The sequence below is a fragment of the Burkholderia sp. ABCPW 14 genome (assembly GCF_001523835.1).
GTDB classification, from domain to species: domain Bacteria; phylum Pseudomonadota; class Gammaproteobacteria; order Burkholderiales; family Burkholderiaceae; genus Burkholderia; species Burkholderia mayonis.
This window is the reverse complement of sequence record NZ_LOVS01000201.1, coordinates 41326-54703: the sequence shown is the minus strand read 5'-3', so window position 1 is coordinate 54703 and position 13378 is coordinate 41326. Positions and strand designations below refer to the sequence as shown.

The following is a 13378-nucleotide window of genomic DNA, read 5'->3' as shown; positions in this document are numbered from 1 at the left end:
TCGCGCTCGGGCACCCGCTCGGCGCGTCGGGCGCACGGCTCGTGACGACCGCGATGTATCAGCTGCATCGCACGAACGGCCGCTATGCGCTGTGCACGATGTGCATCGGCGTCGGACAGGGCATCGCGATCGCGATCGAACGCGTGTAAGGCACGGCAAGCAGACGAAGGATGCATCCCGTTTCATTTCGAAGATATAAGGAGGCCATCGATGTCCTACCAAGCGATTCGCATCGAAATCGATCAGGCGACACACGTTGCGACGATCGCGCTCGATCGCCCCGACAAGCTCAACAGCTTCACGCGCGAGATGCACCGTGAGTTGCAATCGGCGCTCGACGACGTGCAGGCCGCCAACGCGCGCGCACTGATTCTCACCGGCGCGGGACGCGGCTTCTGCGCGGGCCAGGATCTCGCCGACCTCGATTTCACGCCGGGTGCGATGACCGACCTCGGCGCCATGATCGAAGAGCACTTCAACCCGCTCATTCGCCGCCTGCAGGCGCTGCCGCTGCCCGTCATCGCCGCCGTGAACGGCACCGCGGCGGGCGCGGGGGCCAATCTCGCGTTCGCGTGCGATCTCGTCATCGCGGCGAAATCGAGCAGCTTCATCCAGTCGTTCGTGAAGATCGGCCTCGTTCCCGATTCGGGCGGCACGTGGTTCCTGCCGCAGCGCGTCGGCTTCGCCCGCGCGCTCGGCCTCGCGCTGACGGGCGACAAGCTCGGTGCGGAGCAGGCAGAGCGGTGGGGGCTCGTCTGGCGCGTCGTCGACGATGCCGAACTGTCCGGTACCGCCGCACAGCTCGCCCGACAACTCGCGCAGCAGCCGACACGCGCAATCGCCGCAATCAAGCAAGCGATGCGCGCGGGCATCACCAACACGCTCGACCAGCAGCTCGATCTCGAACGCGACCTTCAGCGCGAACTCGGGCAATCGTACGACTACGCGGAAGGGGTCCGCGCGTTCATCGAGAAACGCACGCCCCGCTTTGAGGGGCGCTGAGATGGCCGACCACTCCGCATCGATCGCCGCCGAACTGTCCGCCGAAGCGCTCGCCCGCGCGACCGCCCAGGCGATGTACAAAGCAGACGCCTGCAGCCGCGGGTTCGGCATGGAGCTTCTCGAGGTGCGGCCGGGTTACGCACGCATGCGCATGCCGGTGCGCCCGGATTTCCTGAACGGCCACCAGACCTGTCATGGAGGGCTCATCTTCGCGCTCGCGGACTCGACATTCGCGTTCGCGTGCAACTCGTACAACATCAACACCGTTGCGGCCGGCTGCGCGATCGAATTCCTGCGGCCGGTCCCGGTCGGCGACGTGCTCATCGCGGAAGCGACCGAACAGACGCTGAACGGCCGGCACGGCATCTACGATATCCGCGTGACGAACCAGGCAGGAAAGGCCGTCGCGATGTTCCGCGGCAAATCGACCCAAATCAAAGGGACCGTAATCCCTGTAGACCGATAGCGTCCACGCACGCATTCATAACTAGATTGGAGACATCATGGCAACCTCGCTTCCGCTCGAACCGATCGAACGGGCGAGCCGCGACGAACTGCTCGCGCTTCAGCTCGAACGCCTGAAATGGTCACTCGCGCACGCGTATGAAAATTCGCCTGTGTATCGGCGCAAGTTCGATGCGGCGGGTATTCATCCACGCGATCTGAAAACGCTCGCCGACCTGGGTCGCTTCCCGTTCACGACGAAGAACGACCTCCGCGACAATTACCCGTTCGGCATGTTCGCCGTGCCGCAGGAGCGCATATCGCGCATTCACGCGTCGTCGGGCACGACAGGCAAGCCGACGGTGGTCGGCTACACGGCTCACGACATCGACACGTGGGCCAATCTCGTCGCCCGCTCGATCCGCGCAGCGGGCGCGCGACCGGGCGACAAGGTCCACGTGAGCTACGGCTACGGCCTCTTCACGGGCGGGCTCGGCGCCCATTACGGCGCGGAACGGGCCGGGCTCACGGTCATTCCGTTCGGCGGCGGGCAGACGGAAAAGCAAGTGCAACTGATTCAGGACTTCCGGCCCGACATCATCATGGTGACGCCGAGCTACATGCTGTCGATCGCCGACGAGATGGAGCGTCAGCACCTCGATCCCGCGCAGTGCTCGCTGCGCATCGGCATCTTCGGCGCGGAACCGTGGACCAACGACATGCGCGGCGCGATCGAGAAACGCATGGGCATCGACGCCGTAGACATCTACGGGCTCTCCGAAGTGATCGGTCCGGGTGTCGCGTCGGAATGCGTCGAAACGAAGGACGGCCCCACGATCTGGGAAGATCACTTCTACCCGGAGATCATCGATCCCGACACCGGCGAAGTGCTGCCGGACGGCGAGTTCGGCGAGCTCGTGTTCACGTCGCTCACGAAGGAGGCCATGCCGATCGTCCGTTATCGGACCCGCGATCTCACGCGCCTGCTGCCCGGCACCGCGCGCACGATGCGGCGGATGGAAAAGATCACCGGCCGTTCGGACGACATGATGATCGTGCGCGGCGTGAACGTGTTTCCGACCCAGCTCGAGGAACAGTTGCTGAAGCAGCGCGCGCTCGCGCCGCACTATCAGGTCGTGTTGACGAAGGACGGGCCGCTCGACGTGCTGACGCTAAACGTCGAGCCCTGCCCGGAGACGGCGCCGGACGCCGCCACCATCGACGCCGCGCGCAAGGCGCTCGCGCACGACATCAAGTCGCTGATCGGCGTGACGGCGATCATCAACGTGCTGCCCGTCAACGGCATCGAGCGCTCGGCCGGCAAGGCTCGGCGGATCGTCGACAAGCGTAGGTCGTGACGATTGCGCGCGGGCGGCGGGACGGGCTCGGCACGCGCGTCCCGCCACTGCCAGGCTGCGTCTCGCGCAGTTCGAGCGTGGCCGTTCGGGCCGCTATCGCGGCCTTGATCGCTTTCGCCATCTGAGCCCTGCGCCGAGACTCAGCCGACTGAGCCTAGGCACTGAGGCCGGGTCCCAAGCTCTGCAGCCCCGGCACTGGGTTGAGCAACCGTTCCAAGAGCAATGGAGCCCTGGAAACTCGCCCGCCGGAACACCATAGCCCTTCGCGCCCCGCGTTCCCCGGCGTACCGATGCGCCGAACGCCCTGGCTCACGAATGCCCCGATTCCGCAAGACGCTTCGATTGCGGCCCCCTCGATCGGGGCCACCTCGTGCCGCCGCCGCACCACCGACCGCCCAAAAACAAAACGCGCCGCGCCACCCGATAGACGGGCGAACGCGGCGCGCGATCTGGCGCCGACCGAACGCAAAGCTCACGCGATCGAGCAATCGACGCTCGCCGCCCGAACGCTCACGAACGGATCACGAATTGGGAAAGAGCAACCACATCCGCCCGGTCTGCTTCATCCGGCCGGCCTGATCGCCCGCGTCGTCGCCAAGCCCCCAGAAGTAGTCGGCGCGCACGCCGCCCTTGATCGCGGTCCCGACATCCTGCGCGAACACGAGGCGATTGAGCGGCGAATTCGTCATCGGACGCGTCGTCTGCAGGAACACCGGCGTGCCGAGCGGAATCGACGACGGATCAACCGCGATCGAGCGCTCCGGCGTGAGCGGCACGCCGAGCGCGCCGACGGGACCGTCCGCGCCGCCGTGCGGCACGTCTTCCTGCGACGGCATCTCGCGGAAGAATACGAAGCGCGGATTCGTATCGAGCAGCGCGTCGACCCGCGACGGATTCGCGCGCGCCCACGCCTTGATCCCCTGCATCGTCGCCTGTCCGGCGCCGAGTTCGCCGTGATCGAGCAACCACTTGCCGATCGAGCGGTATGGCTGGTTGTTGGTGCCGCCGTAGCCGACCCGCATCACCGCGCCGTCGTCGAGGACGACCCGGCCCGAGCCCTGCACTTGCAGGAAGAACGCCTCGATCGGATCGTCGACCCACACGAGCTCGTTGCCGTTCAGCGCGCCCGAGCGCACGAGCTGCGCCCGCGCCGGCATCGAAGCGCCCGCGCGGTAGCCCGCAGGCCAGCGGTAGAGCGCGTACTGATACTGGCCGCGCCGCACCCGTGAGCCGTGCAGCAGCGGCTCGTAGTAGCCGGTCACGAGGCCGTCGAGCGTGCCGTCGTTGTTCGCGAACTGAAATGGCGTGAAATATGTCTCGAAGAAAGTGCGGGCGCTGCCGACGTCGAGATCGTCGATCCGCGCGGCCGCCGCACATGCGCGCTGCCAGATCGCCTGCCGCGCGAGGCGCGCGCAGTTCTGCCGCAGCGCGATCGTCGCGCCGATCAGGCTGTCGTCCTGCCAGCCCGGCACCTGCTGCCATGCGACGGGCGTGAGTCGCGCAGCCGCGACCTGCCCTGGTACGATCGCGGCACCCGTCGGCCGCGATCCCTGTCGCACGGGCGTGCCGCCGCAGGCGGCGAGGAACGCCGCAGCCGCGATTGCCGCCGCCCACCCGGCAAACCGCCGGCTAAAACCCATACAATGTCCGTTGTTGATGGAAACCGCCATGTCCGATCTGCTCGACCAATACCCAATGCTCATCTTCGCGCTGGAATCGTTGCTGGCGCTCGCCCTGCTCGTCTTCATCGTCGTCTGGACGACTTCGGGCAAGAAGAAGCAACCCAGCCGGCACGACAAGCCCCAGCGCTGACAGCGCCCTTGAATCTCCCGTGACCCGGCAACGCGGCACGCTCAATGCAGCGTGCGCGGCATGTGCAGCGCGAATTCGTCGACGGGCGCCTCGAAGCGCTCGCCGTCCTCCGCGACACAGAAATACGCACCCCGCATCGTGCCGACGGGCGTCGCGATCACGGCCCAACTCGTGTACTCGAACTGCTCGCCCGGCTGCAGGAGCGGCTGGTGGCCGACGACGCCGAGCCCCTTCACCTCCTGCACCTGGCTTTCGCTGTCCGTGATGATCCAGTGCCGTGCGATCAACTGCGCCGCGACCTGGCCCGTGTTCCGGATCGTCAGCGTGTACGCGAATGCATATTGACGGCGTTCGGGGTCGGATTGTTCCGGCAGATAGCTGGTCTTCACCGACACGCTGAATCGATACTGGCTCATGGTGGTCTCGTCGAGGTCGCCCGGCGCAGCCGACGCCGGGGCGCCCGCCCCGCGCGGCCGACGCGCCGCTTTGGTTCGGCATTCTGCTTGATGAGGCTCCGGCCCGCAACCGGGCAGCGAGCGCCTCAGCGGTAGAATGACACCTTTCGCATCGCAACGCTCCCCACGCTCTTTCCGCTCATGACGCAATTCCGCATCGCCCCCAGCATCCTGTCGGCCGACTTCGCGCGGCTTGGCGAAGAGGTCCGCAACGTGGTCGCCGCCGGCGCCGACTGGATCCACTTCGACGTGATGGACAACCACTACGTGCCGAACCTGACGATCGGCCCGCTCGTCTGCGAGGCGATCCGCCCGCACGTGCAGGTGCCGATCGACGTGCACCTGATGGTGCGCCCCGTCGACCGGATCGTGCCGGATTTCGCGGAGGCGGGCGCGAACCTGATCAGCTTCCACCCGGAAGCGTCGGACCACATCGACCGCACACTGGGCCTCATCCGCGACCACGGCTGCAAGGCGGGCCTCGTGTTCAATCCGGCCACGCCGCTCAATTACCTCGACCACGTGATGGACCGCGTCGACCTCGTGCTCATCATGTCGGTGAATCCGGGCTTCGGCGGCCAGTCGTTCATTCCCGAAGCGCTCAGCAAGCTGCGCGAAGCCCGCGCTCGGATCGACGCGCACACCGCGCGTACCGGCCGCGAGATCCATCTGGAGATCGACGGCGGCGTGAAGGCCGACAACATCGCCGAAATCGCCGCGGCGGGCGCCGACACGTTCGTCGCGGGCTCGGCGATCTTCGGCAAGCCCGACTATCGTCAGGTGATTGGCGAGATGCGCGACGCGCTCGCGACCGTCAAGCGCGCGTGACCACGATGACGATGCTCGCACGCGACACGCCGCGCATCGACGCGGCGCTCATCGACCTCGACGGCACGATGGTCGATACCGCAGACGATTTCACCGCCGGCCTGAACGCGATGCTCGCGCAGCTCGACGCGGAGGAGACGACGCGCGAGGAAGTGATGCACTACGTCGGCAAGGGCTCGGAGAACCTGATCCAGTGCGTGCTGACGCCGCGCTTTTCGGAAGACGAAGCGAAAGCGCGCTTCGACGAGGCGCTCGCGCTCTACCAGGCCGAATACGCGAAGATCAACGGCCGCCACACGCGGCTCTACCCGGACGTCGAGGCAGGCTTGCAAGCGATGCGCGATGCGGGCCTGAAGCTCGCATGCGTGACGAACAAGCCGTACCGGTTCGCGGTCGAGTTGCTCGCGCAATACGGGCTCTCCGGCTACTTCTGCGCGGTGTTCGGCGGCGACAGCGTGCCGCGCAAGAAGCCCGATCCGGCGCCGATGCTCGCTGCGTGCGACGCGCTCGGCGTCGCACCGCGCGCGACGGTCGCGATCGGCGATTCGGAGAACGACGCGCTTGCGGGCCGCGCGGCCGGGACGGCGACGCTCACGGTGCCGTACGGCTACAACCACGGCAAGGCTATACAAACGATAAATTCGGATGGTATAGTCGATTCGCTTCTCGCCGCCGCGCAAGCCATTGCCGCGCACAATTCGGCAAGATCAGCCATCTGACTTTTTTCTTCCATCCGCATGTTTCTGAACAAAAAACGGAGTCTGAGCAGCATCGACCGGGGAGCCTGGCCCTGGCGTCGCTGGTCGCGCTAACCTCGATGAGGTACGCTGAAGCTCGTCTTCAGCCCCGTTTTTTGTTTCGCTGCGCGTCCGCGCCCCCGATCGTCGTCCAACTTGCCGGTTTCGCCGCTGTCGAACGCTTCGCGTTCGGGCTGCCTGTCGGCGCGCGGCGCACGATCGCCAGGCACAGCATCCGCCGGTTCGTCCGACCCGCCCCGCGAGGGGCCGTGCTCCGGGCGCAGCGCAGCGCCACGCGATCCCCGGCGCACCGCGCCGATCGTCCCGACGACAGGACCGGAACATGACTGAACTCGAATTCCAATCGCTCGCCAACGAAGGTTACAACCGCATTCCGCTCATCGCCGAAGCGCTGGCCGACCTCGAAACGCCGCTCTCGCTGTACCTGAAGCTCGCGCAGCCCGAACGCGGCGGCGCCAACTCGTTCCTGCTCGAATCGGTCGTGGGCGGCGAGCGCTTCGGGCGCTACTCGTTCATCGGCCTGCCCGCGCACACGCTCGTGCGCACGAAGAACGGCGTGTCGGAAGTCGTGACGGACGGACAAGTCGTCGAGACGGACGACGGCGACCCTTTCGCATTCATCGCGAAGTTCCAGGATCGCTTCAAGGTCGCGCAGCGCCCCGGCCTGCCGCGCTTCTGCGGCGGCCTCGCCGGCTACTTCGGCTACGACGCGGTGCGCTACATCGAGAAGAAGCTCGCGCACACCGCGCCGCGCGACGATCTCGGCCTGCCCGACATCCAACTGCTGATGACCGAGGAAGTCGCCGTCATCGACAACCTCGCCGGCAAGCTCTACCTGATCGTCTATGCCGATCCGGCGAAGCCCGAGGCCTACACGAAGGCGAAGCAGCGGCTGCGCGAGCTGAAGCAGCGGCTGCGCGCGAGCGTCGTGCCGCCCGTCACGTCGGCGAGCGTGCGCACCGAGATCTATCGCGAGTTCAAGAAGGAAGACTATCTGGCCGCCGTGCGCCAGGCGAAGGAATACATCGCGGCGGGCGAGCTGATGCAGATCCAGGTCGGCCAGCGCCTGACGAAACCGTACCGCGACAATCCGCTGTCGCTGTACCGCGCGCTGCGCTCGCTGAATCCGTCGCCCTATATGTATTACTACAACTTCGGCGAATTCCATGTCGTCGGCGCGTCGCCCGAGATTCTCGTGCGCCGGGAAAAGCGCGGCGACGACCAGATCGTCACGATCCGCCCGCTCGCCGGCACGCGGCCGCGCGGCAACACGCCCGAGCGCGACGCCGAGCTCGCGACCGAGCTCCTCAACGATCCGAAGGAAATCGCCGAGCACGTGATGCTGATCGACCTCGCGCGCAACGACGTCGGCCGCATCGCGCAAATCGGCTCGGTCCACGTGACCGACAAGATGGTGATCGAGAAGTACTCGCACGTGCAGCACATCGTGAGCTCGGTCGAAGGCAAATTGAAGCCCGGCATGACGAACTTCGACGTGCTGCGGGCGACGTTCCCGGCCGGCACGCTGTCCGGCGCGCCGAAGGTTCGCGCGATGGAGCTGATCGACGAGCTCGAGCCCGTCAAGCGCGGCCTGTACGGCGGCGCGGTCGGGTATCTGTCGTTCTCGGGCGAGATGGATCTCGCGATCGCGATCCGCACGGGCCTGATCCACAACGGCAATCTGTACGTGCAGGCGGCGGCGGGCGTCGTCGCCGACTCGGTGCCCGAATCCGAATGGCAGGAAACCGAGAACAAGGCGCGCGCGGTGCTGCGCGCGGCCGAACAGGTGCAAGACGGCCTCGACAGCGATTTCTGACCGGAGACTGACCATGCTGCTCATGATCGACAACTACGATTCGTTCACCTACAACCTGGTCCAGTACTTCGGCGAGCTCGGCGAAGACGTGCGCACCTATCGCAACGACGAGATCACGCTCGACGAGATCGCGAAGCTCGATCCGGACGCGATCTGCCTGTCGCCCGGCCCGAGCAATCCGCAGCACGCGGGGATCACGCTCGACGTGCTGCGCGAATTCGCCGGCAGGAAGCCGATTCTCGGCGTGTGCCTCGGCCATCAGGCGATCGGCGAGGCGTTCGGCGGCCGCGTCGTGCGCGCGAAGACGATCATGCACGGCAAGGTGAGCCGGATCGAGACCGACGGCCGCGGCGTGTTCACCGATCTGCCGAAGCACTTCGACGTGACCCGCTATCATTCGCTTGCGATCGAGCGCGAATCGCTGCCCGACTGTCTGGAGATCACGGCGTGGACCGACGACGGCGAGATCATGGGCGTGCGCCACAGGACGCTGCCCATCGAAGGCGTCCAGTTCCATCCGGAATCGATCCTGTCGGAGCACGGCCACGCGCTCCTCGAGAATTTTCTGAAGGAAGCGCGGCAAGCGGCCGCTCATTCAGCTTAACGACGGCGGCCCGAATCATGACCATCACTCCACAGGAAGCGCTGCAGCGCACGATCGAGCATCGCGAGATCTTCCACGACGAAATGCTGCACCTGATGCGGCTCATCATGCGCGGCGACATGTCGCCCGTGATGTCGGCCGCGATCATCACCGGCCTGCGCGTGAAGAAAGAGACGATCGGCGAGATCACCGCCGCCGCAACCGTGATGCGCGAGTTCGCGCGCCACGTCGAGGTCGCGGACAACGCGAACTTCGTCGACATCGTCGGCACCGGCGGCGACGGCTCGCACACGTTCAACATCTCGACCGCGACGATGTTCGTCGCGGCGGCGGCGGACGCGAAGGTCGCGAAGCACGGCAACCGCGGCGTGTCGAGCAAATCCGGCAGCGCCGACGTGCTCGAGGCGCTCGGCGTGAACATCGACCTGCAGCCCGACCAAGTGGCCGCGTCGATCGCCGAGACCGGGATGGGCTTCATGTTCGCGCCGAATCATCATCCTGCGATGCGCAACATCGCGCCCGTGCGCCGCGAGCTCGGCGTGCGGACGATCTTCAACATCCTCGGGCCGCTGACGAACCCGGCCGGCGCGCCGAACCAGTTGATGGGCGTGTTCCATCCGGATCTCGTCGGCATCCAGGTGCGCGTGATGCAGCGGCTCGGCGCGCAGCACGTGCTCGTCGTCTACGGCAAGGACGGGATGGACGAGGTGTCGCTCGGCGCGGCGACGCTCGTCGGCGAGCTGCGCGACGGCGAAGTGCGCGAGTACGAGATCCATCCGGAAGACTTCGGGATGCAGATGGTGTCGAACCGCACGCTGAAGGTCGAGAACGCCGAGGAATCGCGCACGATGCTGCTCGAAGCGCTCGGCAACAAGCCCGGCGTCGCGCGCGAGATCGTCACGCTGAACGCGGGCACCGCGCTCTATTCGGCGAACGTCGCGGGCTCGATCGCCGACGGCATCCAGCTCGCGCGCGAAGCGATCGCGAGCGGCAAGGCCCGCGAGAAAGTCGACGAACTGGTGCGCTTCACGCAGCAATTCAAGCACTGACGCGCCGCTTCAGCTTCAGTCTCAACCGAACCCGATTCAAGCACGCAGGACAACCCATGAGCGACATCCTCGACAAAATCATCGCCGTCAAGCGCGAAGAGATCGCCGCCGCGCTCGAGAGCGCGCCGCTCGAAGAATTGAAACTGCAGGCGTCGGCGCGCGATTCGCGCGACTTCGTCGGTGCGCTGCGGAAACAACATGCAGCGGGTCGAGCCGCCGTCATCGCCGAGGTGAAAAAGGCGAGCCCGTCGAAAGGCGTGCTGCGCGAGCACTTCGTGCCGGCCGACATCGCGCGCTCGTACGCCGGGCACGGCGCCGCGTGCCTGTCCGTGCTGACCGACGAGCAGTTCTTTCAGGGCAGCGCGCGCTATCTCGAAGAAGCGCGCGCCGCGTGCAGCCTGCCCGTGCTGCGCAAGGACTTCATCATCGACGCATATCAGGTGCTCGAAGCGCGCGCGATGGGCGCGGACGCGATCCTCCTCATCGCCGCCGCGCTCGACACGCCGCTGATGCAGGATCTCGAGGCGTACGCGCACTCGCTCGGCCTCGCGGTGCTCGTCGAAGTGCACAATCGCAACGAGCTGAACGAAGCGCTCACGTTGAAGACGCCGCTCATCGGCATCAACAACCGCAACCTGCGCACGTTCGAGACGACGATCGACACGACGCTCGGCATGCTCGACGCGATTCCGGACGACCGGATCGTCGTCACCGAATCCGGCATCCTGGCGCGCGCGGACGTCGAACGGATGGAAGCGGCGGGCGTGCACACGTTCCTCGTCGGCGAGGCGTTCATGCGCGCCGAGAATCCGGGCGCGGAGCTCGCGCGGATGTTCTTCTGAGCGCGGCGCACGATGGCGATCGAACAGGAAATCAAGCTCGCGCTGCCCGCCGCGCAGATCGACGCGGCGCGGCGATTCTTCGACGCGCGCGCCGGCGCGCCCGGCCGCGAGATCTCACTCGTGAACGTCTACTTCGACACGCCGGCGCTCGCGCTCGCGCGTGCGAAGAGCGCGCTGCGGCTGCGGCTCGCGCCGCAAGGCTGGCTGCAGACGTTCAAGACGGCCGGCGCAGCCGTTGGCGGGCTGCATTGCCGCCATGAGTGGGAGATGCCCGTCGCGGGCGAGGCGCTCGAGATCGACGCGCTCTGCGCCGCGTGCGACGTCGAGCAAGCCGCCGACGCGCTGCGCGCCGCCGCGCCCGGCCTCATCGCACTCTTTCGCACCGATTTCTCGCGCACGCTGTGGCGAATCGAGCACGCGGGCGCGACGATCGAGGCCGCGCTCGATCGCGGCGAGATCGTCGCGCAAGTCGACGGCGACGTGCGCCGCGAGCCGATCTGCGAGATCGAACTCGAGCTCGTCGACGGCGACGCGGCGGCCCTCTCGTCGCTCGCCGAAGCGGTCGCCGCCGCGCTGCCCGGCGTCGCGCCGGACAACCTGAGCAAGGCGCAGCGCGGCTATCGGCTGCGCGGCGGCGAACTGCGCGCCGACTGACCGCCCTTTTTCCCCGCATGACCAAGCCCTCACCGTCCCGCCCGATGCGACAACCTTCGCTGTTCGACGATCCTGCCCCGCCCGCTCCGCCCGCAGCGAAAAACGGCGCCTCCGCGCCGTCCATCGCTTCGCAATTCGATGCGCTGCCGCCCGACTGGCGCGCGATTCTCGAGCCGTTCATCGCGAGCGACGCATACGCGCCGCTCTGCCGCTTCGTCGACGGCGAACGCGCGGCGGGCAAGGCCGTTTATCCGGCCGACGTGTTCCGCGCGCTGCGGCTCACGCATCCGGACGACGTGAAGGTCGTGATCCTCGGCCAGGACCCGTACCACGGCGAGGATCGCGGAATTCCGCAGGCGCACGGCCTCGCGTTCTCGGTGCCGCCCGGCGTGAAGCCGCCGCCGTCGCTGCGCAACATCTTCAAGGAAATCTCGGCCGACTTCGGCTACGAGACGCCCCGCCACGGCTGCCTCGACACGTGGGCGCGGCAAGGCGTGCTGCTGCTCAACACGGTGTTGACGGTCGAGCGTTCGTCGGCCGCGAGCCACGCGAAGCGCGGCTGGGAGAAATGCACCGACACGCTGATCCACGAGCTCGCGACGCGCCATCACCATCTCGTGTTCATGCTGTGGGGCGCGCATGCGCAGGCGAAGCGCGCGCTCTTCGACGCGAGCGAGCATTGCGTGCTCGAAGCGCCGCATCCGTCGCCGCTGTCCGCGCATCGCGGTTTTCTCGGCTGCCGCCATTTCGCACTCGCCAACGACCATCTGAAGCAGCATGGACGCGCGCCGATCGATTGGCGGCTGCCCGAAGAGGCCGAGACGCTCGCTTGAGCACGAGCCGACACGCTCGCCGGCGCGTGAGCGCGATCGCAGCCCGGCTCGTCGGCGACGTGACGCGATCGCTTTTTCGTGTGCCGCCGAGGAATGTTGCGTCGTCGTGCCGCCGCACGGCCCATGCCGGGCCGCGCGCCTCGCCGACGGCGCTTGACGGCTTCGCCGCAAGCCGCCGCGCACCATCCCGTTCACGTGCGGGCGCACGCCGGGCCGCGATGCCGCGGCAACATTCGGCACATTCTCGACACAAGCAAAAACGCCGCGAACCTTCCGGTCCGCGGCGTTTTTTTCAGCTATCCGGCGAAGACGCTCAAACCGCGGCGATCGCCTCGCGTGCGTTCGCGAGTGCGGCGTTCGCAGCATCCGGCCCGAGCGCGAGACCTTCCGCGTAGACGAAAGTCACGTCGGTCATGCCGATGAAGCCGAGGAACGTCTGCAGGAACGGCGTCTGGCTGTCGGTCGACATGCCGACGTGCTTGCCGCCGCGCGCCGACACCACATAGACCTTCTTGCCCTTGATCAGCCCTTCGGGGCCTTCCGCCGTGTAGCGGAACGTGACGCCTGCGCGAGCGATCCAGTCGAAGTACGCCTTGAGCTGCGACGACACGCCGAAGTTGTACATCGGCGCGCCGACCACGATCACGTCGGCCGAGCGCAGCTCGTCGATCAGCGCGTCGCTCTTCGCGACAATCGCGTTCTGCTCGGCGGTGCGCTGGTCGGCCGGCGTGAAGAACGCGCCGAGGACCGCGTCGTCGAGGTGCGGCAGCGCGTCGGCGAGCAGGTTGCGGACCTTGACGGTCGCGCCGGGGTGGCTTTGTTGCAGCTTCGCCGTCAGTTCGTCGGCAAGCATCGTCGACTGGGCGCCTTGCGAGCGGGCGGCGGAATTGATCTGAAGAATGGTCGTCATGTCGGGCTCCGGG

16 protein-coding genes and 1 pseudogene are annotated in these 13378 nt (G+C 67.0%); 14 read left to right on the top strand and 3 right to left on the bottom strand.

Annotated elements, in window-relative coordinates; genetic code table 11:
- The 4 genes and pseudogenes from WS62_RS35560 to paaK all read left to right on the top strand — a co-directional run.
- Positions 1-149 (top strand): annotated as a pseudogene (locus WS62_RS35560) (3-oxoadipyl-CoA thiolase); the annotation flags it as partial.
- A gap of 61 nt (positions 150-210) precedes the next feature.
- Positions 211-1002 carry a 2-(1,2-epoxy-1,2-dihydrophenyl)acetyl-CoA isomerase PaaG gene (gene paaG, locus WS62_RS30635; protein WP_066579068.1) on the top strand — a complete coding sequence of 264 codons (792 nt, stop codon included), beginning with the start codon at positions 211-213 and terminating at the stop codon, positions 1000-1002.
- 73 nt (positions 1003-1075) lie between these two features.
- The gene (gene paaI / locus WS62_RS30630) at positions 1076-1468 is read left to right on the top strand and encodes a hydroxyphenylacetyl-CoA thioesterase PaaI (RefSeq protein ID WP_066579076.1); all 393 of its coding nucleotides are present in this window, start codon (positions 1076-1078) and stop codon (positions 1466-1468) included.
- Positions 1469-1505: 37 nt separating this feature from the next.
- Positions 1506-2804, top strand: coding sequence for a phenylacetate--CoA ligase PaaK (gene paaK, locus WS62_RS30625; protein ID WP_066488299.1), 1299 nt, complete (start codon positions 1506-1508; stop codon positions 2802-2804).
- Positions 2805-3325: 521 nt separating this feature from the next.
- Here the strand turns inward: paaK and mltA are convergent.
- Positions 3326-4444 carry a murein transglycosylase A gene (mltA, locus tag WS62_RS30620; RefSeq protein ID WP_066579067.1) on the bottom strand — a complete coding sequence of 373 codons (1119 nt, stop codon included), beginning with the start codon at positions 4442-4444 and terminating at the stop codon, positions 3326-3328.
- Between the two features lie 28 nt (positions 4445-4472).
- On the opposite strand from mltA, the gene WS62_RS38560 reads away from it, so the two are divergent.
- A complete protein-coding gene (locus WS62_RS38560; RefSeq protein WP_226382804.1) occupies positions 4473-4616 on the top strand; it encodes a hypothetical protein in 144 nt (47 codons plus the stop codon).
- Positions 4617-4657: 41 nt separating this feature from the next.
- Here the strand turns inward: WS62_RS38560 and apaG are convergent, their stop codons facing one another.
- Positions 4658-5032: a Co2+/Mg2+ efflux protein ApaG gene (apaG, locus tag WS62_RS30615; RefSeq protein ID WP_006029800.1), complete on the bottom strand. Its 375-nt coding sequence runs from the start codon at positions 5030-5032 to the stop codon at positions 4658-4660.
- Between apaG and WS62_RS38555 the strand changes: the two genes are divergently transcribed.
- The 9 genes from WS62_RS38555 to WS62_RS30575 all read left to right on the top strand — a co-directional run bounded on the left by WS62_RS38555 (position 4958) and on the right by WS62_RS30575 (position 12455).
- Entirely contained in the window at positions 4958-5167 is a 210-nt protein-coding gene (locus tag WS62_RS38555; protein WP_082716003.1) for a hypothetical protein, read from the top strand. The two genes, apaG and WS62_RS38555, sit on opposite strands and share 75 nt — an antisense overlap.
- 45 nt (positions 5168-5212) lie before the next feature.
- Entirely contained in the window at positions 5213-5899 is a 687-nt protein-coding gene (gene rpe / locus WS62_RS30610) for a ribulose-phosphate 3-epimerase (protein WP_066579065.1), read from the top strand.
- A gap of 5 nt (positions 5900-5904) precedes the next feature.
- A complete protein-coding gene (locus WS62_RS30605; protein ID WP_066579062.1) occupies positions 5905-6618 on the top strand; it encodes a phosphoglycolate phosphatase in 714 nt (237 codons plus the stop codon).
- Between the two features lie 361 nt (positions 6619-6979).
- The gene (gene trpE, locus WS62_RS30600) at positions 6980-8473 is read left to right on the top strand and encodes an anthranilate synthase component I (RefSeq protein ID WP_066579059.1); all 1494 of its coding nucleotides are present in this window, start codon (positions 6980-6982) and stop codon (positions 8471-8473) included.
- A 13-nt stretch (positions 8474-8486) separates the two neighbouring features.
- Positions 8487-9077, top strand: coding sequence for an aminodeoxychorismate/anthranilate synthase component II (locus WS62_RS30595; RefSeq protein ID WP_066579056.1), 591 nt, complete (start codon positions 8487-8489; stop codon positions 9075-9077).
- 17 nt (positions 9078-9094) lie between these two features.
- Complete coding sequence (gene trpD / locus WS62_RS30590) at positions 9095-10126, top strand: anthranilate phosphoribosyltransferase (protein WP_066579054.1); 1032 nt, start codon at positions 9095-9097, stop codon at positions 10124-10126.
- Positions 10127-10182: 56 nt separating this feature from the next.
- Positions 10183-10968, top strand: coding sequence for an indole-3-glycerol phosphate synthase TrpC (trpC, locus tag WS62_RS30585; RefSeq protein WP_066579051.1), 786 nt, complete (start codon positions 10183-10185; stop codon positions 10966-10968).
- A gap of 12 nt (positions 10969-10980) precedes the next feature.
- Positions 10981-11622, top strand: a complete 642-nt coding sequence (locus WS62_RS30580) for a CYTH domain-containing protein (RefSeq protein ID WP_059598309.1) — start codon at positions 10981-10983, stop codon at positions 11620-11622.
- A gap of 44 nt (positions 11623-11666) precedes the next feature.
- Positions 11667-12455, top strand: a complete 789-nt coding sequence (locus WS62_RS30575; RefSeq protein ID WP_059598310.1) for a uracil-DNA glycosylase — start codon at positions 11667-11669, stop codon at positions 12453-12455.
- A gap of 313 nt (positions 12456-12768) precedes the next feature.
- Here WS62_RS30575 and WS62_RS30570 read toward each other — a convergent pair whose 3' ends face one another.
- Positions 12769-13365, bottom strand: coding sequence for an FMN-dependent NADH-azoreductase (locus WS62_RS30570; RefSeq protein WP_059598311.1), 597 nt, complete (start codon positions 13363-13365; stop codon positions 12769-12771).
- Positions 13366-13378: the final 13 nt, after the last annotated feature.

Excerpts from the sequence above, each read along its gene's own strand:
- paaI (WP_066579076.1), top strand. The coding sequence starts at position 1,076 with ATGTACAAAGCAGACGCCTGCAGCCGCGGGTTCGGCATGGAGCTTCTC.
- WS62_RS30575 (WP_059598310.1), top strand. The coding sequence starts at position 11,667 with ATGCGACAACCTTCGCTGTTCGACGATCCTGCCCCGCCCGCTCCGCCC.
- WS62_RS30605 (WP_066579062.1), top strand. The coding sequence starts at position 5,905 with ATGACGATGCTCGCACGCGACACGCCGCGCATCGACGCGGCGCTCATC.
- paaG (WP_066579068.1), top strand. The coding sequence starts at position 211 with ATGTCCTACCAAGCGATTCGCATCGAAATCGATCAGGCGACACACGTT.
- apaG (WP_006029800.1), bottom strand. The coding sequence starts at position 5,032 with ATGAGCCAGTATCGATTCAGCGTGTCGGTGAAGACCAGCTATCTGCCG.
- WS62_RS30570 (WP_059598311.1), bottom strand. The coding sequence starts at position 13,365 with ATGACGACCATTCTTCAGATCAATTCCGCCGCCCGCTCGCAAGGCGCC.
- mltA (WP_066579067.1), bottom strand. The coding sequence starts at position 4,444 with ATGGGTTTTAGCCGGCGGTTTGCCGGGTGGGCGGCGGCAATCGCGGCT.
- WS62_RS30595 (WP_066579056.1), top strand. The coding sequence starts at position 8,487 with ATGCTGCTCATGATCGACAACTACGATTCGTTCACCTACAACCTGGTC.
- WS62_RS38560 (WP_226382804.1), top strand. The coding sequence starts at position 4,473 with ATGTCCGATCTGCTCGACCAATACCCAATGCTCATCTTCGCGCTGGAA.
- paaK (WP_066488299.1), top strand. The coding sequence starts at position 1,506 with ATGGCAACCTCGCTTCCGCTCGAACCGATCGAACGGGCGAGCCGCGAC.
- WS62_RS30580 (WP_059598309.1), top strand. The coding sequence starts at position 10,981 with ATGGCGATCGAACAGGAAATCAAGCTCGCGCTGCCCGCCGCGCAGATC.
- trpE (WP_066579059.1), top strand. The coding sequence starts at position 6,980 with ATGACTGAACTCGAATTCCAATCGCTCGCCAACGAAGGTTACAACCGC.
- trpC (WP_066579051.1), top strand. The coding sequence starts at position 10,183 with ATGAGCGACATCCTCGACAAAATCATCGCCGTCAAGCGCGAAGAGATC.
- trpD (WP_066579054.1), top strand. The coding sequence starts at position 9,095 with ATGACCATCACTCCACAGGAAGCGCTGCAGCGCACGATCGAGCATCGC.
- rpe (WP_066579065.1), top strand. The coding sequence starts at position 5,213 with ATGACGCAATTCCGCATCGCCCCCAGCATCCTGTCGGCCGACTTCGCG.